This window comes from Luteimicrobium album (assembly GCF_030161555.1).
Classification (GTDB): Bacteria; Actinomycetota; Actinomycetes; order Actinomycetales; family Cellulomonadaceae; genus Luteimicrobium; species Luteimicrobium album.
This window is the reverse complement of record NZ_BSUK01000001.1, coordinates 13035-27511: the sequence shown is the minus strand read 5'-3', so window position 1 is coordinate 27511 and position 14477 is coordinate 13035. Positions and strand designations below refer to the sequence as shown.

Genomic DNA, 14477 nt, shown 5'->3' with positions numbered 1-14477 from the left:
CCACGCGTCGAGGATCGCCGCCCAGGTGACCTGGACGGACGGTGTCAGGAGGCGTGTTTCTTCTTCGGGCGGGATGTCGTAGTACTCGGGGATCCCGTCGCCGTCGTCGCCTCGGGCGTAGTCGTCGACGGTTCGGGGTCGGTGCTCGTCGACGTCTCCGCTTCCCCCAGCGGACGCTCCCAGAACGCCCGCGCCACGTCGACGTTCGTCACCACAGCGAAGTAGGCGGTGTACGCGGCGTGCTTGAGGACCTCGAGCGTGATGCCGGCGTCGGCCATCTCGTCGAACACGGGTCCCAGGGCGTCGCGCATGAACTCCTCCTCGTCGCGGGCGAGGAGGTCGCGCTGGGCGTTGGTGCGCTGCTTCGCCGGCGTGGAGGCGGCGGCGAAGACGCGTTGCAGGCGGAGCCCGACGAGCGCCGGCGGCGAGGGCACCACGAAGGTGCGCCCCGCCACCGGCAGCTCGAGGAGGTTGCCGTCGAGGACGTCGGACAGGTCGGTGAACTGCTCGGCCACGGGTCAGCTCTCCTCGTCGGTCAGGCGCCGCGCGTGTACGCGAGCGCGTCGGACGTGCCGGCCGGCGTGACGACCGTGATGTTCGCGGCGCCCGCCGACCCGGCCGGGACGACGGCGACGATCGTGGCCGAGTTGACGACGAGGAAGCTCGTGGCCGCGGTGGCCCCGAACTTCACCGACGTCGCACCGCCCAGGTATGCACCGCGGATCTCGACCTGCGCGCCCTGCGCGGCCGCCGACGGCGACGCGGACGTCAGGGCCGGCAGGGTCGCCTCCCCGGTCGGGTTCGTGATCGGCTCGCGGGCGCCCTGCCCGAGGAGTGTGATCGCGACGGAGTTGAGGCCGGTCGGGTCGCCACCGTTCGGTGCCCACTGCACGAGGGCGTCGCCCTCGTAGGCCTCGCCGTCGGAGCCCTGCCGCTCGTACCAGCGCACGTGCACGATCTCGAGGAGTCCGCGGCGCCGCGCAGGAACTCCTGGCCGACGTCGTAGGCCCCGGCGGAGTCGATCTTGCGGAGCGCGGTCGCGGTCAGCTGCCACTTGCGCTGCGTGACGGCGTCCGAGCCCCAGCCAGGGGAGTCGTAGTCGGATGCGTCCTGGGTAGTCGGGTTGACGACGGGCTGCAGGGCGTTGAGTCCGCGGACCTGCACCCACGACGGGTTGTCGGGGTCGGAGGCGACGTCGACGTCGCAGCGCCACGTCGTGTTGACGGTCGGGTTGAGGGCCTCGATGGGCATGGTGTCTCCCGGTGGTGGGGTGTGCTGGTGGTCGTGTGGGTGCGCCCGCCGCCCGGGCGGTGCGCGACGTGTCCCGCCTCCGGGGCGGTCAGTCGGTGACGTACACGGACGCGTGCGCGGTCGTGACGTAGAAGTTCGAGCTCGTCTCCTCGCGGCCGGCGTCGTCGGCGCCCAGGAGCGCGAGGGACGCGCGCCAGGCGTGCGCCACGTACACGCCTCCGAACGTGAGCTGCTCGACGCCGTGGAGGTGCTCGTACACGGCGTCCGTGAGGTCGTTGACGGGCCGCGGGTCAGCGCCACGCGGCCCGCGGGCGCGGACCTGCACACCGATCACGGTGTCCGAGAGGGCACTGGAGGTGACGGGGTAGGAGGTGATCGCGAGGACCTGGTCGGGGGACGCGGGCATGCGCCCGACGACGATCCCGACCTCGGACGCGGTGTACGCCGGCCCATCGGGCCGCCACACACCCACGCCCGCGTCAGCGAGCATCTGGGCGACGCCTTCGAGGAGGTCGGTGGTCCAGCCCATCAGCTGCTCCCGAGGGCTTCGCGAGCCGCCTGGGCGACGATGTCCCCGACGGTGCGGGCCTCGTCGTTCAGCGCGGACTCGAGGTACTTCGCCTGCCGGCCCTCGTCGTGCCGCAGTGACAGGTCCTCGTGCTGGCGGACCGCGTACGGCGTGTCGTACGAGATCGCGACCGTCGTGCCGTTCTGCGAGGTCGCGCCCGACCGCTCGAGGGTGCCTTCCTCGTGCGGGACGCGGGCGTTCGAGACGGTGAGGACGTGCTCGGCTGCGACGCCGAGACCGCGCTCGATGGCGGCGCGCAGGGCGCCGGGCCGGTACCTGCCGGGCTGCATGCTCGCCATCAGGTCACCGTCCATGCGACGTGGTCGGGCAGGTCGAGCGGCCCAGACGTGCGGCGAGCCTGCGTGATGACGGTCGAGACCCGGCCGTCCGGGAACGTGATCGTCGACCCGGGTGGCCCGTCGGGTGCACCGGGCGGCGCGTAGACGGTGGACGAGGAGACGACCTGTTCGCCGTCGGGGGCGCGGACGAGCTGCACGGTGTCGTCGACGAAGCACGCCACGTCGGTCGGGGTGCCGAAGGTGGGGCCGTAGCCGCTGTCTCCGGTCTTCGGGGTGAGGGTCACGGTGTGGACGAAGAAGTCGTCGAGCTCGCTCACGATCGCCTCCGATGACGCGTATGACGCGTATGACGCGTCTGCGGGTTGCTCTCAGGCGTGTGCGGGCGCGTAGGGCCGCAACCTAGAAAGTCGTGTCATCGCGTCATCTGCGTCATACGCGCAGGTCAGAGGCGTGACGCGTGAGATTCGGTCGCGTCATGCACGCGTCATCCGTGGGTGCGGACCCCACGAACCAGGCCCGCATCCGCGAGGATCCCCAGCGCCTCCGGGGTGAGGTCGTCGGCGAGCTGCGCGCGCCGCGCCGCGGTGTCGTCCGCGCCGGCGTACGAGATGTTCGCCGGGCCGAGGGCCCTCGACGCGACGACCCGCCCGCCCGTGCCCGTGTCCACGCCGGCCGTCGTCGGGTCGATCCCGAGCGTGGCCCACGTGGCGGCCTGCGCGCACGTCGCATCGCTGAACGCCTGCACGACGTCGGGGTCTGTCGGTGCGCCGGTGTCGTTGGTCGCGTACCAGGCGGTGACGGTCGCGCGGCGTACGAGGCCCGACGCGACCCGCAGCAGCGTCACCGCGTTCGCGGGCGCGGCCGTGCCCGTCCATGCGGCGAGGTCGGCGGGTGTGGCGTAGACGAGGCTCATCGTCGTGCCCTTCGTGTCGGTGGGTGCGCCGGGCCAGGGTGCGTGGCCGTCTCCCTGGCCCGGCGCGGTCTCACTCGGTCGGCTGCTCGCCGTCGCCGGTCTGCTCGTCGGAGGCCGCCTTGCCGACGAGCACGGCCAGGACGTCCTCCTTCTTGGTCGCGCCGCCGAGGTCGACCCCGTGCTCGGCGGCGTACGCCTTGAGCTCGGGGGCCTTCCAGCTCGCCGACGGGTCGCCCTCCGGGAAGGGCGGCGTCTCAGGCGCCTCGACCGTGTAGCCGTGGCGCGCGAAGTACGCCAGCGCCGCGGCGTCCTCCGTCTCGCCGGTGCCGTCCTTGAAGTCGACGCCGACGACGGTCCCGTTGAACCCCGCTACGGGGGTGCGCACGGTAGCCATCAGTCGCCCTGCACCTTGATGTTGCGCAGGACGGCCGCGGCCTTCGTCGCCTTGAGAGCGACACCGACCGGGCCGAGCTCGACCTCGCCCTTCTTCACCGCGCCGGGCGTGGTGAAGTCGGGCAGGAACGTGGCCACGAGCTGGCCGCCGACGGTCGAGATTCCGTGGAACCCGTCGAGCCCGACGCGGTACGCGTACAGGTCCGTCAGGCCAGTCGTCGAAACGGTCGCGACCGTGCGGGTCTCGATCGGGATGATCGGGTCGTTCGTCCCGGCCTTCGCGCCCGGGTCGGCGAACACGATCGACCCGTACTGCTCGCGGACGATCGGGCGCCCGTTCTGCCCGACGAGCCCGTCGACCGGGTTCTGCGTGTACATCCCGGCGCGGCGGGCCGCGGCCCGGAATCGAGCGAGCGCCTTCGCGTTGCCGAGCACGATCGTCGGTGTGCCGTCGAGGAGCGCGAGGAACTCGTCGATGACGTCGAGCGCCACGTTCGCGGCGTTCGCGTCCGAGAACGAGGACCAGTCCGTGACCACGTCGACGTTCATCTCGGTGTCAGACCCGGTGAGGGCCTTGTCGAGACCGTCGAAGCCGTTGGCGTCGGTCGCGGTGTCGCCGTTGATGACGAGGTCCTGGAACTTCGTCCGCGTCGCCTTGATCTTCTGGTTGAGGTTGAGGGTCACGGCACCCGACGCGGCGGGCCCGAGCTTCGCGACGACGCGGTCCACCTCGAAGCTGCCGCCCATGACGGCAAGGTCGGTCGTGTACCGGGTCGTGGTGACGTTCTGGGCCGTGTACTCGCTGTTGATCGCGCGGGTCGCGGCGGTGGGCTGGGTGACGAGACGGCGGTACCCGTAGGTCAGGGTGTCGCCGCCGCCGGACGGGTTGACGACGTCGTCGAAGACGAGGGAGTCGAGGATCTCGGACTCCTTGCGGAACTCGTCGATGACGGCGACGTCGACGTCGTCCTGGGTGTTGTTCTTGGCCTCTACGAGGGTGACGGGCATGGGTAGGCTCCTTGGGCTACTGGCCGTACGCCGCGGTGACGGCGTCGGCGAGGGACTTGGGCTTGGTCTTCTCGCCGGTCCCGCCGGCGTGGTCGACGCTGGACGCTCCGACCGCCTGGGTCGCGAGCTTGGGGTTGTCCTTGACCGCGTCGGTGATGGCGGTCTTCACCGCGTCGGCGAAGCCGTCGTCGGTGGGGTCGAGGTCCGCGACCTTCGTCAGGAAGGCGCGGGAGTCGAGGAGGGCGCCGGGATCGGCCTTGAGGCCGGGGGCGGCGCGGAACACGGCGAGCTCGACGCGCGCCTGCCGAGCCTCGGACGCGGAGTCGGCGGCGGTCTTGGCGAGCTTGGCGGGGTCGGGTGCCTCGTCGCCCTTGACGAGGCCGAGGGCCTTGCCGATCTCCTGGGCGAGGGCGTCGCGGGCCTCCTGCGCGGCGCTCTGCTTCGCGTTGACGCGGGCGTCGCCGGCCTCCTTGCGCAGGTCGCCGATGAGCTTCTGGACGCCGGGCGGCAGGGAGTCGACCTTGCCGTCCCACTCGCCGCCGTCGTCGCCCTTCGGCTGCTGCACCTGGCGCTGCTGGACGGCCGCGGCGAGGTCAGCGGGCGACGGCGTGGTCGGCTTCTGCCCGTCGTCGCCCGGTGCGCTCTCCTGGCTGGCGCCGTCGGGGCCGGCGATGGCGTCGGCGGGCGCGGAGAAGAAGCGCAGGCGCTCGAAGCGGCGGGGCATGCCCGGGGTGGGCAGGGTGACGTGCGTGATGCTGGTGGTGTGGAACATGGTCCAGTGCCTCCCGGGCGCTGTTGTGGGTGGTCGGCCCTACGGTTCGGGCCAGGTCGCACGCACCAGGCGCGCGACCAACGAAGGGATCGGACGACATGGCAGAGAAGGCAAGCGCGGACGCGCTCGAGGCAGCGATCGTGAAGCTCGCGGCGAAGGCGCAGGAGGCGCCCGGGGCACACGCCCTGGAGTACTCCACGGCGGCGAAGGACCTCGCGGAAGCGCGCGCGTGGCTCCTGAACCCGGCGCAGCCGCACTGAGCTAGCGCGCCTTCCCGATCTGCTCGCGCGCCGACTGCCGCTTCAGCTCCGGGTTCGCCGCCAGGTGAGCCCGGAGTGCGGCCTGCCACTCCGCGACCTTCGCCGCCGCGGCCCGGCGGCCGGGCTCGTCGAGGGCGATCGCCTCGCGCATCTTCCACGTTCGGATCCCGCGCTCGAGCGCTCGCTGCCGCTGCTGCGCCTCGTACCCCTCAGGCGAGCTGCGCGGCTTCGGCGCGACCGTGGCACCCGGCACGTACGCGTTCAAGCTGTGCCGGCAGTTCGGGTGCTGGAACCCCGCCGCCCGCGCCTCGGCCACCGACCCGGCGACGTGGACCTTCACCGGCTGGCCCGTCGTCGCGGACCGGACCTCGACCGTCCCGACGGACTGCCCGCTGATCGAGAGAACCTTGCCCTCCCACGGTCGGCACAGCGGGCACTCCCGCGGCGCGTCCGACACGAGCACCAGGTCCAGGCCCGACGCCGAGAGCGTCGCGACGTGCCCTTGGATCGCGGCCCCGCCGGCGCCGGTGCGCACGGCCATCTCGACGTACGACGCGAGCTGCCACCGCCGCCCGGCCGAGTCCGTGAACCCGCCGATCCCGCGACCCAGGAGCCCGTCCATCGCCTGCTGCGCGGCCTGCCGGCGCGTCTGCGCCCCGACGACGACCGTCGACGCGGCCTGCGCGACGACCCGCTGGTACGCGTCCGTCGACGCCCGCAGCACCGTCGCCGGGAGGGCGCGGAGCTTCCACGTCGTCTCCGCGGCGATCTGCTGCACCGCGGCCTGCGCCGCCGGCGACAGTGACGGCACCTCGAGGCCGAGCGCGGTCAGGTCGGCGGCCGCCGCGCCCTCGCCCGCCGCCGCGGCGTCGAGGATCACCTGCAGCAGCTCCTTCGTCGCCGCGTCCTGCACGGTCGCGAGCTGCTCGGCGATCTCCCGGCGCAGCGCCTCGAGCTGCAGCGCCTTCTGTTCCGCCCAGTCCGGTGCGTCCAGGCCTCGTGCGACGCGGTCGCGGATGAGGCGGAGGACGACGAGCTCGGCCTGCGCGTACAGGGTGGAGACGCGGCGCGCGAGGCGCTCACCGAACGACGGGTCGACCGGCACGACGGGCCTCCCGTCAGAACGTCGGGACGGTGTCCGGGGACGTCAACGACTGCTCGGCGACGATCCGGGCGACCTCCTCGTCGACCTGCTCCTTGCCCCAGTCCGGGTGCACGAGCTGCACCTTGACCTGGGTCGAGGCGGCGCGGCCGGCTTCGAGGGCCTGCGCGGTCTGCGCGAGCGTCAGGACGCTGTCCTGCACGGAGTCCGGGAACGTGACCGTGACGTGCGCGCTCGTGTCGAGCTGGGTGCCGAACACCGAGGCGTCGATCGTGAGCATCTTGCCCATGAGCTGCTGCACCGCGGGCCGCTCGAGCCGGATCTTCCGGTCCCGCGTCTGGAACGACGCCCGCTCCCGGGCATGCACCTCGGTAGCTGTGATCGCCCCGCCGTCGCCGCCGTCCTCACCGAACGTCGCACCGGCGTACCCGGCGGACTGGATGATCCGTGCGACGAGGCTGTCGGCGGTGCGCAGGTGCTCGTCGACGCGGATAGCGAACTGCTGCGCCGTGATTGCGAGCGCGCCGTTGACGTCGCCGAGCGGGGCCTTGACGGCCTCGTACACCTCGGCGTCCAGGTCGAACGACGCGCCCTTGCCGGGCCCGGCGTCCTGGAGGTACGTCGTCGGGACGATGAGGCGGGCCTTCGCGAGGCGGATGTCCCGCATCAGCGACGACCACGTCTCGTCGAGGTTGTCCATCAGGCCCTCGACGCCGTCCAGGTCCGAGCGGCCGAGCGCGCGGCCGATCGGGTGGTCCCGCCACCGCCGCTGCGGTGTCTGGTTCGGCACGTACACGACGGCGAGGCCCGGGGTGCGGCCCGCGGCGAGCGCACCGTCCGCTGCGACGAGGTCGGCGAGCGGCGCCGTCGCCGGCTGCTCGACGAGCGGGACCCCGCGGCCGAGGTTGTCGCCGGTGCCCTCGTACAGGGCGTGGAAGACCAGCCCGAAGCCGGCCGGGTCGAGCTCGTGGCGCTCGAGGTGCCGCCACACGGTCCCGCCGTGGTGACCGACGACGTGCCAGAACGTGACAGCGACAAGGCGCCCCCACCGGAACTCGGGGAGCGCGGCGTCGGCGTCGACCGTCGTGACGAACGGGGCGTCGGCGAGCTGCGGGTCCCACGTGACCCGGTGGTACCGGCCACCGAGCGCGGCGCCGAGCTCCGCCCCGGCGGCGAGCGTGGTGGCGAGGGCGTCGTCGACGTACCCGGCCACGCGCGCGTTCGTCGCCGTGTCCTCGCTGTCGGTCGTGACGACGGGCGGTTCCGCGTACAGCAGGTCCGCCGACGCGCGGCACAGGTCCGCGGCGATCGGGACGTGGGTCTGGTCGCGGCGCTGCGCGAGCCCGTTGTCGGGTCGGCCCCACCAGAACCTGGCGAGGGACCCGACGACGCCGCCGGCGTACTGGGCCCGGCGTGTGGTGGACGCGCGGTCGTCGCGCTGCGCCGTCCGGTACGCCGCGGTGAGGCGGTCGGGGGTGCCGACGTACCAGGCGTCCCAGACGTCCTGCTGGGTGCGGATCGGGGCGAGGACCTTCGGGGGCCACGCGGTGCCGTTCTGGGGCAGCGGCATGCGGGCCTCCTCGGTGGTGTGGGACGCTCGGGCCGTGGACGGTGTGAGCTGGCTGTATCTGGTCGTGCTTCTCGTCGTGCCGATCGCCTACACCGTGTACATCCGGAGGCGCGACAACCCGGAGCTTCGGAAGCGTCGCCGCGGTCGGTAGCCGGTCAGTCGGTCGTGTCGGCGCCGGGCGCGTCGTCCATCGCGGGTGCGACGGGGACGGCGGAACGCCAGTCGTGGCGGGTCGTGTAGATCGCGTACCGCAGGGCGTCGACCTCGTCGTCGTCGGCCTTCACCGGCGCCGTCTCACCACGCGCGGTGGCCTTGTCGTCCCACACGTACCCGGTGATCCGTTCGATCAGACGAGGGCACGTCGCCGACACGACGAGCTTGTCGACGGCGAGCAGCGACGCGATGAGCTGGATGCCGGGCAGGACGGCTTTGTGGGCGTTGCGGACGCCGGGGACGCCGTCGTGGAACAGCTGGTGCCGGAACGACGCCGCGGCGGAGTCGACGGCGACCCACTCGGGTCGCTGCCACGCGTCGTGCGGCCGGGCGGCGAGCCAAGTGCGCAGCGAGGTGGCGTGCTCGCCGATCGTCGCGTGCCCCGGCGCCCACTCGTCGAGGACGTACAGCCGGTCCCCGGTCGCGCCGTCGCGCGTGTCGGGCCCGACGCCGAGGAGGTAGCCGCGGGTCGCGTGCTGGTCGCCGTAGTCCACGCCGAGCGCGAGCACCCGGTCCATCGTGGGGAGCGCGTCGGGGTCGATGACGTGGCGGGCTGGGTCCCACTGCTCGTAGACGGCGCCGGCGGCCTGGACCCACTCGCCGAGGATGAACCGGCGGTACCAGAGGCCCACGTACTCGCGCTGCACCTGCTCGACGTAAGCGGGGTCGAGGTGCGTGTTGTCGGTGAGGCGGAACCGGTGGACCTGGTAGCCGAGCTCGGCGGCGCGGTCGATGACCTGCCGCTTGAGCCAGTGCGCGGGCCCGTCGGGGTTCGTCGTCGCGAACAGCTGCGCTCCGGGCACGGACATGCGGCCGAGGAGCTGCGTCCAGAACGCCTCGCTGACGAGGGTCGACTCGTCGACGTACGCGCCGGCCACGGTCAGGCCACGCAGCACGGCCTCGGAGCGGGCGTCAGACGCGCCGAGGACGTGAACCGTCCGCCCGAGGATGACGCCAGTCGGTGCGCCCGCGGTGTACGCGACGTGCCGTGCCAGGGTGCCGAACAGGGACGGGTCCTTGAGGGGGCCGAAGACGTTGCGGGCGATGGACTCGCGGGTGCGGCCGACGACGACGAGCTCACCACCGCGCGGGGCCTTCGCGACGAACAGCAGCCAGCGCAGCAGCGACGCGATCGTCTTCCCTGACCGGATGCTCCCAGTCCACTGGACGACGCGGGCGTCCGCGTGGGCGATAGAGCGGATCTGCGCGGGGAGAGCTGCTGGCGGACGGCGGCGACGACGGCCGGCGTCGCGGTCGCGACGGGCGTCATGGTGCACCATCCTGGTCGGCGGCGGCAGTGATCGCGTTCGCGATGCCGTCGAGCATCGACAGGGCGTCGACGATCCCGCCGTCCGCGTCGTGCACGGCGATCTTCAGCGACCGGTCGATCGCGGCCCCGGCGGCCTGGACGAGCTTCAGCTTGTCCGAGGGGATCGGCTCCGGGGCTTCCTTCTCGTCGTAGTCGTGGTCCTTGCCGCCCCAGTCCCAGTACAGGTGCGGCCTCCACAGCTGGGACCGCAGGCGTTCGGCGTCCTCGAGGAGCGCGAGCTCGAGCGCCGCGCGCCGGCCGCGGGCGTCGGTGACGTTCGCGGTCGTCGCGGCGAGGGTCGCGGTGCGGTCGACGAGGATCCCGAGGTGCTGCATGCGGCGCCCGACGGCGGTCTTGGACCGGTCGAGCTCGGCGGCCATGTCGCGGACGGAGTGGCCGGCGGCGGCGAGGTCGCGCAGGTGTTGGTCGTCGGCGGCGGTCCAGGGGCGGGCAGCGGGCATCGCTCGTCACCTGCCTGGGCTGGTCTCACCGCGCCGGGCGGGCTGTTGACGTCGCGCGGACATGGGGCGACCCCGGAGCTGGTGGGCTCGACGGGGGTCGTGTGGGTGTGTTCGGGCATGCCGAACGCACGCCCAGTATGCGGGCCTGTGGATAAGGGGTCAAGGCGCAGGTCAGTCCGGCGTGTCGTCGCTCGGCACGCCGTGCTCGTCGACGCGCTGCAGCCCGCCGTTCTCGAAGCGGCGCCACCACCGACCGGCCACATCGCGGAACGTCATAACGGCACGAGCGCGCCCGTCAGCTTCGAGCACGCGCTCGGGTGCGACGTAGGCCATGGGGGCGCCAGGTGGGAGGACGGCACAGTGCGTGACCTCGATCCAACGATTCGTGCTGTCGGTGACGAGGCCGACCTCGACGTCGAACACGGTCTGCTCCGAGCCGTTGAAGACGACTGCGGCGTCCACTGACGTCATGAACGTCGAGCCCAGCCGAGGGCCGACCTCGCGTTGCTGGACCTCATGCCAGGCGATGACCCTGAGCGCCTGCGCCTGGCGCGCAGCCGTGTCGCTTGCAATCTGCTCGGCGACGCGGACCTCGCGCGCCCGCTCGCGGTCATCGCGCGTGACCCACCAGCGAACGAGTGCGACGACGCTGGACGCGGCGACGATGACGAGCGCGCCGAACGATCCGATGGACGAGAGCACGTCCCACGTCGTGGTGGTGTCCTGCATGGGCCGGAGCGTACCGGCCGCCGCCCACCTCACGCCGCGGTGGCCGCGCTCCGGTGCGCGAGCACGGCGAGCCACGTCCCCGCGTCCCATCGCAGGGGCTGTCCGTCGTCGTCGCGGCAGGTGCGGCACAAGACATCGGCGGCGTCGCCGGCGTACTGCCATCCGGGCGCGAGGTACAGGCGCCGATTGCAGTCAGGGCACGGCGGGAGCGCCGAGGGTGCGGGCGTCCAGGGCTGCTCGTCGTCGTGGGCTTCGTCGAGGAGCGCGCGGCAGCGACGCGCCCAGGCGGTGAGGTCGTGGGCGGCGTCGCGGACCGGGGGCCGGCCGCCGTGCCCTGACGCGATGGCGTGGTCGACGAGCACGGGCAGGCGCCCGATGGCGTCGAGGGTCTGGCGGTCGCCGTCGGGCCGGAACCGCGCCTGCTGGAACAGGAGCAGCGTGAGCGTGGACTCGTGGCGGCGGACGGCCGCGGCGATGTCGAGGGCGAGGTTCGCGGCGGGCCCGTTCCAGGGGATGCGGTGGATGTCGGCGCGCCCGCCGAGCTGCGACTCCGCGACGGTGTTCGAGGCGTGGGGGATGAGGGCGTTGACGCGGCGGAGGAGGCCGTGGGGTGCGGCGGTGAGGGTGCGGGCGGTGGTGTAGAGCTCGTCGACAGCGATCACGGTTCCTCCTGCTCGTGGATTCCATCCTTGACACGTGGCGTTCTCGGATGGAGCGTCTCGGCATGGGGCCGAAGAAGAAGAAGTGCGAGTCCTTCGCGATCTTCGAGAAGAACAACGCGCGAGCAAGCTTTCTGATCCAGGACTTCACGCTGGCTCGGAAGGCTGGGCGGCCGCAGGAGATCGAGCGCGCTCTGCTGCAGGGTGCAGTCGTCTTTTCGATCGGGGCGCTGGACAATTTTGTCCACGAACTGATCCTCGAAATTGTGCCCCGGTTCGGCGGAAACGGTGACGCGCTGCACGAGCCGCTTCGCAACATCGCGAGAGACGACCCGGCCCTCGCGCTCCGTGTTGCGCTGGCACCGACGCCTGAGCGTCGGCGTGAGGAGTTGCAAGCAGCGCTCGATAAGTGGCTGGAATCGAAGTCCTTCCACGGAGTCAGCGCGGTCGTCAACGGGCTGAAGTACTGCGGCGTTGACTTGTCGGAGGTGGGGTTGCCGACGAACTGGCGAGCGCGCGTCGAACACTTCACGGAGATGAGACACAAGATCGTGCATCGAGGGATGAGGCCGAGCCTGACCGTCGAGAACGCAACGGAGTGTGTCGATCTGATGGGTCGGCTCGCCGCCAACATCAACGACGAGGCTGTCAAGAAGTACCACCCGTAACTCGCGGCTTCGACGCAGCCAATGAATCTGCCAACGCGCGAAAACCGTGACATCGCCGCGATGTGAGCGAATCGTGACACCGACCATGGACCCATCGTCCACACTGCAGTCAACACACACGGGACGCCCATGGGACGTCCCGGCGACGACTCTGCTACTGGAAGCTCTGTGCCGCGGGGCGCTTGTAGAAGTAGAACGCGACCTCGTCGGCGCCACGCTCGGGGAACCACCTCTTGCCGAGCAGGTTCGGGAGCGGCTGGCCAGGCTCGGTGATGGTGAAGCCGTGGCGACGGTAGAACTTCTCGAGCTGGTCCGCCTGCAGGTCTGCGGTGACGACGCCGAACCATGCGCGGACGCCTGTGGAGGCGAGGCGAGTCTCGAGGTGGTGCACGAGCGCGCCGCCAATGCCGCGGCCGCGGGCGTTCGGCTCAACCGCCAGTAGGTCGAGTTCGCTGTGCTTGTCCAGCACGTTCGCGTAGGGTCCTCGGCTCCCCAGGATCGCGGAGCCGGCCGCGACTTGTGCACGGCACGAGAGTGCAGCGCCGAGGAGGTGACCGTCTTCGTCGCGGGCCTGAGCGATGACGGGGGCGTAGAGGTAGTCGTGCTCCGGCGCGGGCACGGCGTTGGGTGCGATGCCGTGAATCGCACTCGCGAAGAGCCGCTGGACGGCGGCGCGTTGAACGGTCGTGACTGCCTCGGTGATCTGCACGGCGTCACCGTATCGGTGAAGGTCACGTTCACGCAGCGAGCTCCTCGAGATCGGGCCACTGGCCGCCGTTCATGGCGGCGAGGTGCGTGGCGGGGACGTCGTCGATGGGGTGGCCGAGGTGGCGTGCGCCCATGGCGGCGAGGATGAGGGCGTCGGCTTCGTCGTTGCCGGTGATGTCGACGGTGGGGTGGCGGCGGATGACGGCGGCGAGCACCTGGTCCTTGCCGGCGTTGCCCTTGCCGGTGGCGTACTTCGCGCGGGTGGTGGGCGGGACGACGGCGACGGCGTCGACGTGCTGGACGATGCGGTCGATGACAAGCCACCACAGGCCGGCGCGTTCGGTGGCGTGCGGGGATCGTGCGGCGTAGGCGAGGCCTTCGATGACGACGAGGTCGGCGCCGTCGGTCCAGGAGGCGACGTTCGCGACGATGCGGCGGAGGCGGTTGTGGCGGCCGTGGAGGTCGTCGTGGTCGGGCTTGGTCTGGATGCGGTCGACAGCGGCGTGGCGGCCGGCGATGACGGCGACGCCGGTGGAGGTGAGGAGAGGTCGAGGCCGACGATCTTCACGCGTGCGCCTCCAGTGTCCCGTACCAGGCGGCGTCGTAGCCGAGTCTGCTCAGGATGTCGGCCCGTAGCGTGTCGGTCTCTCCGGGGAAGCTCGCGGAGCCGTCGGCGAAGGTGGTGGCGAGGGCGGCGAGCATGTTCGCGGTGCGCAGCTCGTGGGCGACGGCGAGGCTCGCTTCCGTCTGGGCCTCGGCGAGCAGGTACCGGGCGTGGTCCGGGTCGGCTGTGTAGGCGCGGTCCAGGCGGTCTCCGGCCCGGTCGGCGTGGCTGTTCGAAGGCAGGTTGGGCATGGGGTGCTCCTTGGGGTCAGTACGGCGGTTCGCCGTGCATGGGGTCGGCGGTGCGGGTGGTGCGGAGGCGCAGGGGTGCGCGTGAGAGGGGTGGGCGCCCGCAGACGTGGGCGGCGAGGACGACGACGTGGTCGGCGGGTGCGAGGCGGGCCAGGGGTGGGACGTGGGGTTCGTGGCGGGGTGTGAGCTCGTGGCGGCCGGCGAAGGTCCAGAGCTGCCAGGTGGGGGTGTCGAGGATGACGGCGGCGGCTTCGAGTTGTGGGGTGAGGGGGTGGGGGTCGCAGCGTGCGAGGCCGGCGCAGCGGGGTGCGTCGAGGCCGACGACGGTCCAGCGTGCGCAGCGGGGGCAGGGGCGTGGAAGGGCTCGTCCGGAGGCGAGGGTGGGTGTGGCGCCGTGGGTGGTGGTGAAGGCGGTGACCCAGGCGGGCTCGGAGGTCGCGGCGGCGTCGAGGTCGTCGGGTTCGAGGTCGAACAGGGCAGTCATGCTCGTTTCGCCGCCTCGATGAGGAGTGCGGCGACGTCGCGGTGCAGCTCGTTGCGGCGTACGGCGTTGCTGGGCGGCGTCGCGGCCAGGGTCGCGAGGAGGTACGACCAGGCGTACCCCATGAGCTCCTTGTCGGTGCTGGAGCTCGCGAGGCGGTCGGCCCAGAAAGGGTCAGGCACCGAGGCGGCCGGGTCGTTCATCGGGTTCCTCCGTCGTGGTGGTCGTGACGCGTGATGCGTGGGTTGGGTATGACGG

At 71.9% G+C, this 14477-nt stretch carries 22 protein-coding genes and 1 pseudogene; 2 read left to right on the top strand and 21 right to left on the bottom strand.

The window, feature by feature from the left end; all coding sequences use genetic code 11:
• Window positions 1–44: 44 nt before the first annotated feature.
• The 10 genes and pseudogenes from QQK45_RS00235 to QQK45_RS00195 all read right to left on the bottom strand — a co-directional run bounded on the left by QQK45_RS00235 (window position 45) and on the right by QQK45_RS00195 (window position 5204).
• The gene (locus QQK45_RS00235; RefSeq protein ID WP_284291191.1) at window positions 45–515 is read right to left on the bottom strand and encodes a DUF7426 family protein; all 471 of its coding nucleotides are present in this window, start codon (window positions 513–515) and stop codon (window positions 45–47) included.
• 20 nt (window positions 516–535) lie between these two features.
• Window positions 536–949: an IPT/TIG domain-containing protein gene (locus QQK45_RS00230; protein ID WP_284291189.1), complete on the bottom strand. Its 414-nt coding sequence runs from the start codon at window positions 947–949 to the stop codon at window positions 536–538.
• A 26-nt stretch (window positions 950–975) separates the two neighbouring features.
• Window positions 976–1251: pseudogene (locus QQK45_RS22760) on the bottom strand (phage tail tube protein); the annotation flags it as partial.
• Between the two features lie 88 nt (window positions 1252–1339).
• On the bottom strand, window positions 1340–1780 hold the full coding sequence (locus tag QQK45_RS00225; protein WP_284291187.1) for a minor capsid protein: 441 nt from the start codon (window positions 1778–1780) through the stop codon (window positions 1340–1342).
• Window positions 1780–2118 carry a hypothetical protein gene (locus QQK45_RS00220; RefSeq protein WP_284291185.1) on the bottom strand — a complete coding sequence of 113 codons (339 nt, stop codon included), beginning with the start codon at window positions 2116–2118 and terminating at the stop codon, window positions 1780–1782. Before QQK45_RS00220 ends, QQK45_RS00225 begins: the two co-directional genes overlap by 1 nt.
• Window positions 2118–2435, bottom strand: coding sequence for a hypothetical protein (locus QQK45_RS00215; RefSeq protein ID WP_284291183.1), 318 nt, complete (start codon window positions 2433–2435; stop codon window positions 2118–2120). Before QQK45_RS00215 ends, QQK45_RS00220 begins: the two co-directional genes overlap by 1 nt.
• A 167-nt stretch (window positions 2436–2602) precedes the next feature.
• Complete coding sequence (locus QQK45_RS00210; RefSeq protein WP_284291181.1) at window positions 2603–3031, bottom strand: hypothetical protein; 429 nt, start codon at window positions 3029–3031, stop codon at window positions 2603–2605.
• 70 nt (window positions 3032–3101) lie between these two features.
• Window positions 3102–3425, bottom strand: a complete 324-nt coding sequence (locus tag QQK45_RS00205; RefSeq protein ID WP_284291179.1) for a hypothetical protein — start codon at window positions 3423–3425, stop codon at window positions 3102–3104.
• Window positions 3425–4432, bottom strand: coding sequence for a major capsid protein (locus QQK45_RS00200; RefSeq protein ID WP_284291177.1), 1008 nt, complete (start codon window positions 4430–4432; stop codon window positions 3425–3427). The genes QQK45_RS00205 and QQK45_RS00200 overlap by 1 nt, the downstream gene beginning before the upstream one ends.
• Before the next feature lie 16 nt (window positions 4433–4448).
• Window positions 4449–5204, bottom strand: a complete 756-nt coding sequence (locus tag QQK45_RS00195) for a hypothetical protein (protein ID WP_284291175.1) — start codon at window positions 5202–5204, stop codon at window positions 4449–4451.
• 98 nt (window positions 5205–5302) lie between these two features.
• Between QQK45_RS00195 and QQK45_RS00190 the strand changes: the two genes are divergently transcribed.
• Window positions 5303–5464 (top strand): hypothetical protein, encoded by a 162-nt coding sequence (locus QQK45_RS00190; protein ID WP_284291173.1) that lies wholly within the window; start codon window positions 5303–5305, stop codon window positions 5462–5464.
• A gap of 1 nt (window position 5465) precedes the next feature.
• Here QQK45_RS00190 and QQK45_RS00185 read toward each other — a convergent pair whose 3' ends face one another.
• The 6 genes from QQK45_RS00185 to QQK45_RS00160 all read right to left on the bottom strand — a co-directional run bounded on the left by QQK45_RS00185 (window position 5466) and on the right by QQK45_RS00160 (window position 11510).
• Window positions 5466–6569, bottom strand: coding sequence for a phage minor capsid protein (locus tag QQK45_RS00185; protein WP_284291171.1), 1104 nt, complete (start codon window positions 6567–6569; stop codon window positions 5466–5468).
• A gap of 13 nt (window positions 6570–6582) precedes the next feature.
• On the bottom strand, window positions 6583–8136 hold the full coding sequence (locus QQK45_RS00180) for a phage portal protein (RefSeq protein WP_284291169.1): 1554 nt from the start codon (window positions 8134–8136) through the stop codon (window positions 6583–6585).
• A 155-nt stretch (window positions 8137–8291) separates the two neighbouring features.
• Complete coding sequence (locus QQK45_RS00175; protein ID WP_284291167.1) at window positions 8292–9629, bottom strand: PBSX family phage terminase large subunit; 1338 nt, start codon at window positions 9627–9629, stop codon at window positions 8292–8294.
• On the bottom strand, window positions 9616–10119 hold the full coding sequence (locus QQK45_RS00170; RefSeq protein ID WP_284291165.1) for a hypothetical protein: 504 nt from the start codon (window positions 10117–10119) through the stop codon (window positions 9616–9618). The genes QQK45_RS00175 and QQK45_RS00170 overlap by 14 nt, the downstream gene beginning before the upstream one ends.
• 171 nt (window positions 10120–10290) lie before the next feature.
• Window positions 10291–10848, bottom strand: coding sequence for a hypothetical protein (locus QQK45_RS00165; protein ID WP_284291163.1), 558 nt, complete (start codon window positions 10846–10848; stop codon window positions 10291–10293).
• Between the two features lie 29 nt (window positions 10849–10877).
• On the bottom strand, window positions 10878–11510 hold the full coding sequence (locus QQK45_RS00160) for a hypothetical protein (RefSeq protein ID WP_284291161.1): 633 nt from the start codon (window positions 11508–11510) through the stop codon (window positions 10878–10880).
• Window positions 11511–11524: 14 nt separating this feature from the next.
• On the opposite strand from QQK45_RS00160, the gene QQK45_RS00155 reads away from it, so the two are divergent.
• A complete protein-coding gene (locus QQK45_RS00155; RefSeq protein WP_284291159.1) occupies window positions 11525–12175 on the top strand; it encodes a hypothetical protein in 651 nt (216 codons plus the stop codon).
• 154 nt (window positions 12176–12329) lie between these two features.
• Here QQK45_RS00155 and QQK45_RS00150 read toward each other — a convergent pair whose 3' ends face one another.
• The 5 genes from QQK45_RS00150 to QQK45_RS00130 form a co-directional block, all read right to left on the bottom strand.
• On the bottom strand, window positions 12330–12884 hold the full coding sequence (locus tag QQK45_RS00150; RefSeq protein WP_284291157.1) for a GNAT family N-acetyltransferase: 555 nt from the start codon (window positions 12882–12884) through the stop codon (window positions 12330–12332).
• A gap of 28 nt (window positions 12885–12912) precedes the next feature.
• The gene (locus QQK45_RS00145) at window positions 12913–13098 is read right to left on the bottom strand and encodes a hypothetical protein (RefSeq protein ID WP_284291155.1); all 186 of its coding nucleotides are present in this window, start codon (window positions 13096–13098) and stop codon (window positions 12913–12915) included.
• A gap of 349 nt (window positions 13099–13447) precedes the next feature.
• Window positions 13448–13738, bottom strand: coding sequence for a hypothetical protein (locus tag QQK45_RS00140; RefSeq protein ID WP_284291153.1), 291 nt, complete (start codon window positions 13736–13738; stop codon window positions 13448–13450).
• A 16-nt stretch (window positions 13739–13754) separates the two neighbouring features.
• Complete coding sequence (locus QQK45_RS00135) at window positions 13755–14222, bottom strand: hypothetical protein (RefSeq protein ID WP_284291151.1); 468 nt, start codon at window positions 14220–14222, stop codon at window positions 13755–13757.
• Window positions 14219–14422 (bottom strand): hypothetical protein, encoded by a 204-nt coding sequence (locus QQK45_RS00130; protein WP_284291149.1) that lies wholly within the window; start codon window positions 14420–14422, stop codon window positions 14219–14221. Before QQK45_RS00130 ends, QQK45_RS00135 begins: the two co-directional genes overlap by 4 nt.
• Window positions 14423–14477 lie beyond the last annotated feature (55 nt).

What these genes read in the sequence shown, in the direction of transcription:
- QQK45_RS00225 (WP_284291187.1), bottom strand. Translation starts at nt 1,780, where the DNA reads ATGGGCTGGACCACCGACCTCCTCGAAGGCGTCGCCCAGATGCTCGCT.
- QQK45_RS00220 (WP_284291185.1), bottom strand. Translation starts at nt 2,118, where the DNA reads ATGGCGAGCATGCAGCCCGGCAGGTACCGGCCCGGCGCCCTGCGCGCC.
- QQK45_RS00210 (WP_284291181.1), bottom strand. Translation starts at nt 3,031, where the DNA reads ATGAGCCTCGTCTACGCCACACCCGCCGACCTCGCCGCATGGACGGGC.
- QQK45_RS00205 (WP_284291179.1), bottom strand. Translation starts at nt 3,425, where the DNA reads ATGGCTACCGTGCGCACCCCCGTAGCGGGGTTCAACGGGACCGTCGTC.
- QQK45_RS00200 (WP_284291177.1), bottom strand. Translation starts at nt 4,432, where the DNA reads ATGCCCGTCACCCTCGTAGAGGCCAAGAACAACACCCAGGACGACGTC.
- QQK45_RS00195 (WP_284291175.1), bottom strand. Translation starts at nt 5,204, where the DNA reads ATGTTCCACACCACCAGCATCACGCACGTCACCCTGCCCACCCCGGGC.
- QQK45_RS00190 (WP_284291173.1), top strand. Translation starts at nt 5,303, where the DNA reads ATGGCAGAGAAGGCAAGCGCGGACGCGCTCGAGGCAGCGATCGTGAAG.
- QQK45_RS00180 (WP_284291169.1), bottom strand. Translation starts at nt 8,136, where the DNA reads ATGCCGCTGCCCCAGAACGGCACCGCGTGGCCCCCGAAGGTCCTCGCC.
- QQK45_RS00175 (WP_284291167.1), bottom strand. Translation starts at nt 9,629, where the DNA reads ATGGTGCACCATGACGCCCGTCGCGACCGCGACGCCGGCCGTCGTCGC.
- QQK45_RS00170 (WP_284291165.1), bottom strand. Translation starts at nt 10,119, where the DNA reads ATGCCCGCTGCCCGCCCCTGGACCGCCGCCGACGACCAACACCTGCGC.
- QQK45_RS00165 (WP_284291163.1), bottom strand. Translation starts at nt 10,848, where the DNA reads ATGCAGGACACCACCACGACGTGGGACGTGCTCTCGTCCATCGGATCG.
- QQK45_RS00140 (WP_284291153.1), bottom strand. Translation starts at nt 13,738, where the DNA reads ATGCCCAACCTGCCTTCGAACAGCCACGCCGACCGGGCCGGAGACCGC.
- QQK45_RS00135 (WP_284291151.1), bottom strand. Translation starts at nt 14,222, where the DNA reads ATGACTGCCCTGTTCGACCTCGAACCCGACGACCTCGACGCCGCCGCG.
- QQK45_RS00130 (WP_284291149.1), bottom strand. Translation starts at nt 14,422, where the DNA reads ATGAACGACCCGGCCGCCTCGGTGCCTGACCCTTTCTGGGCCGACCGC.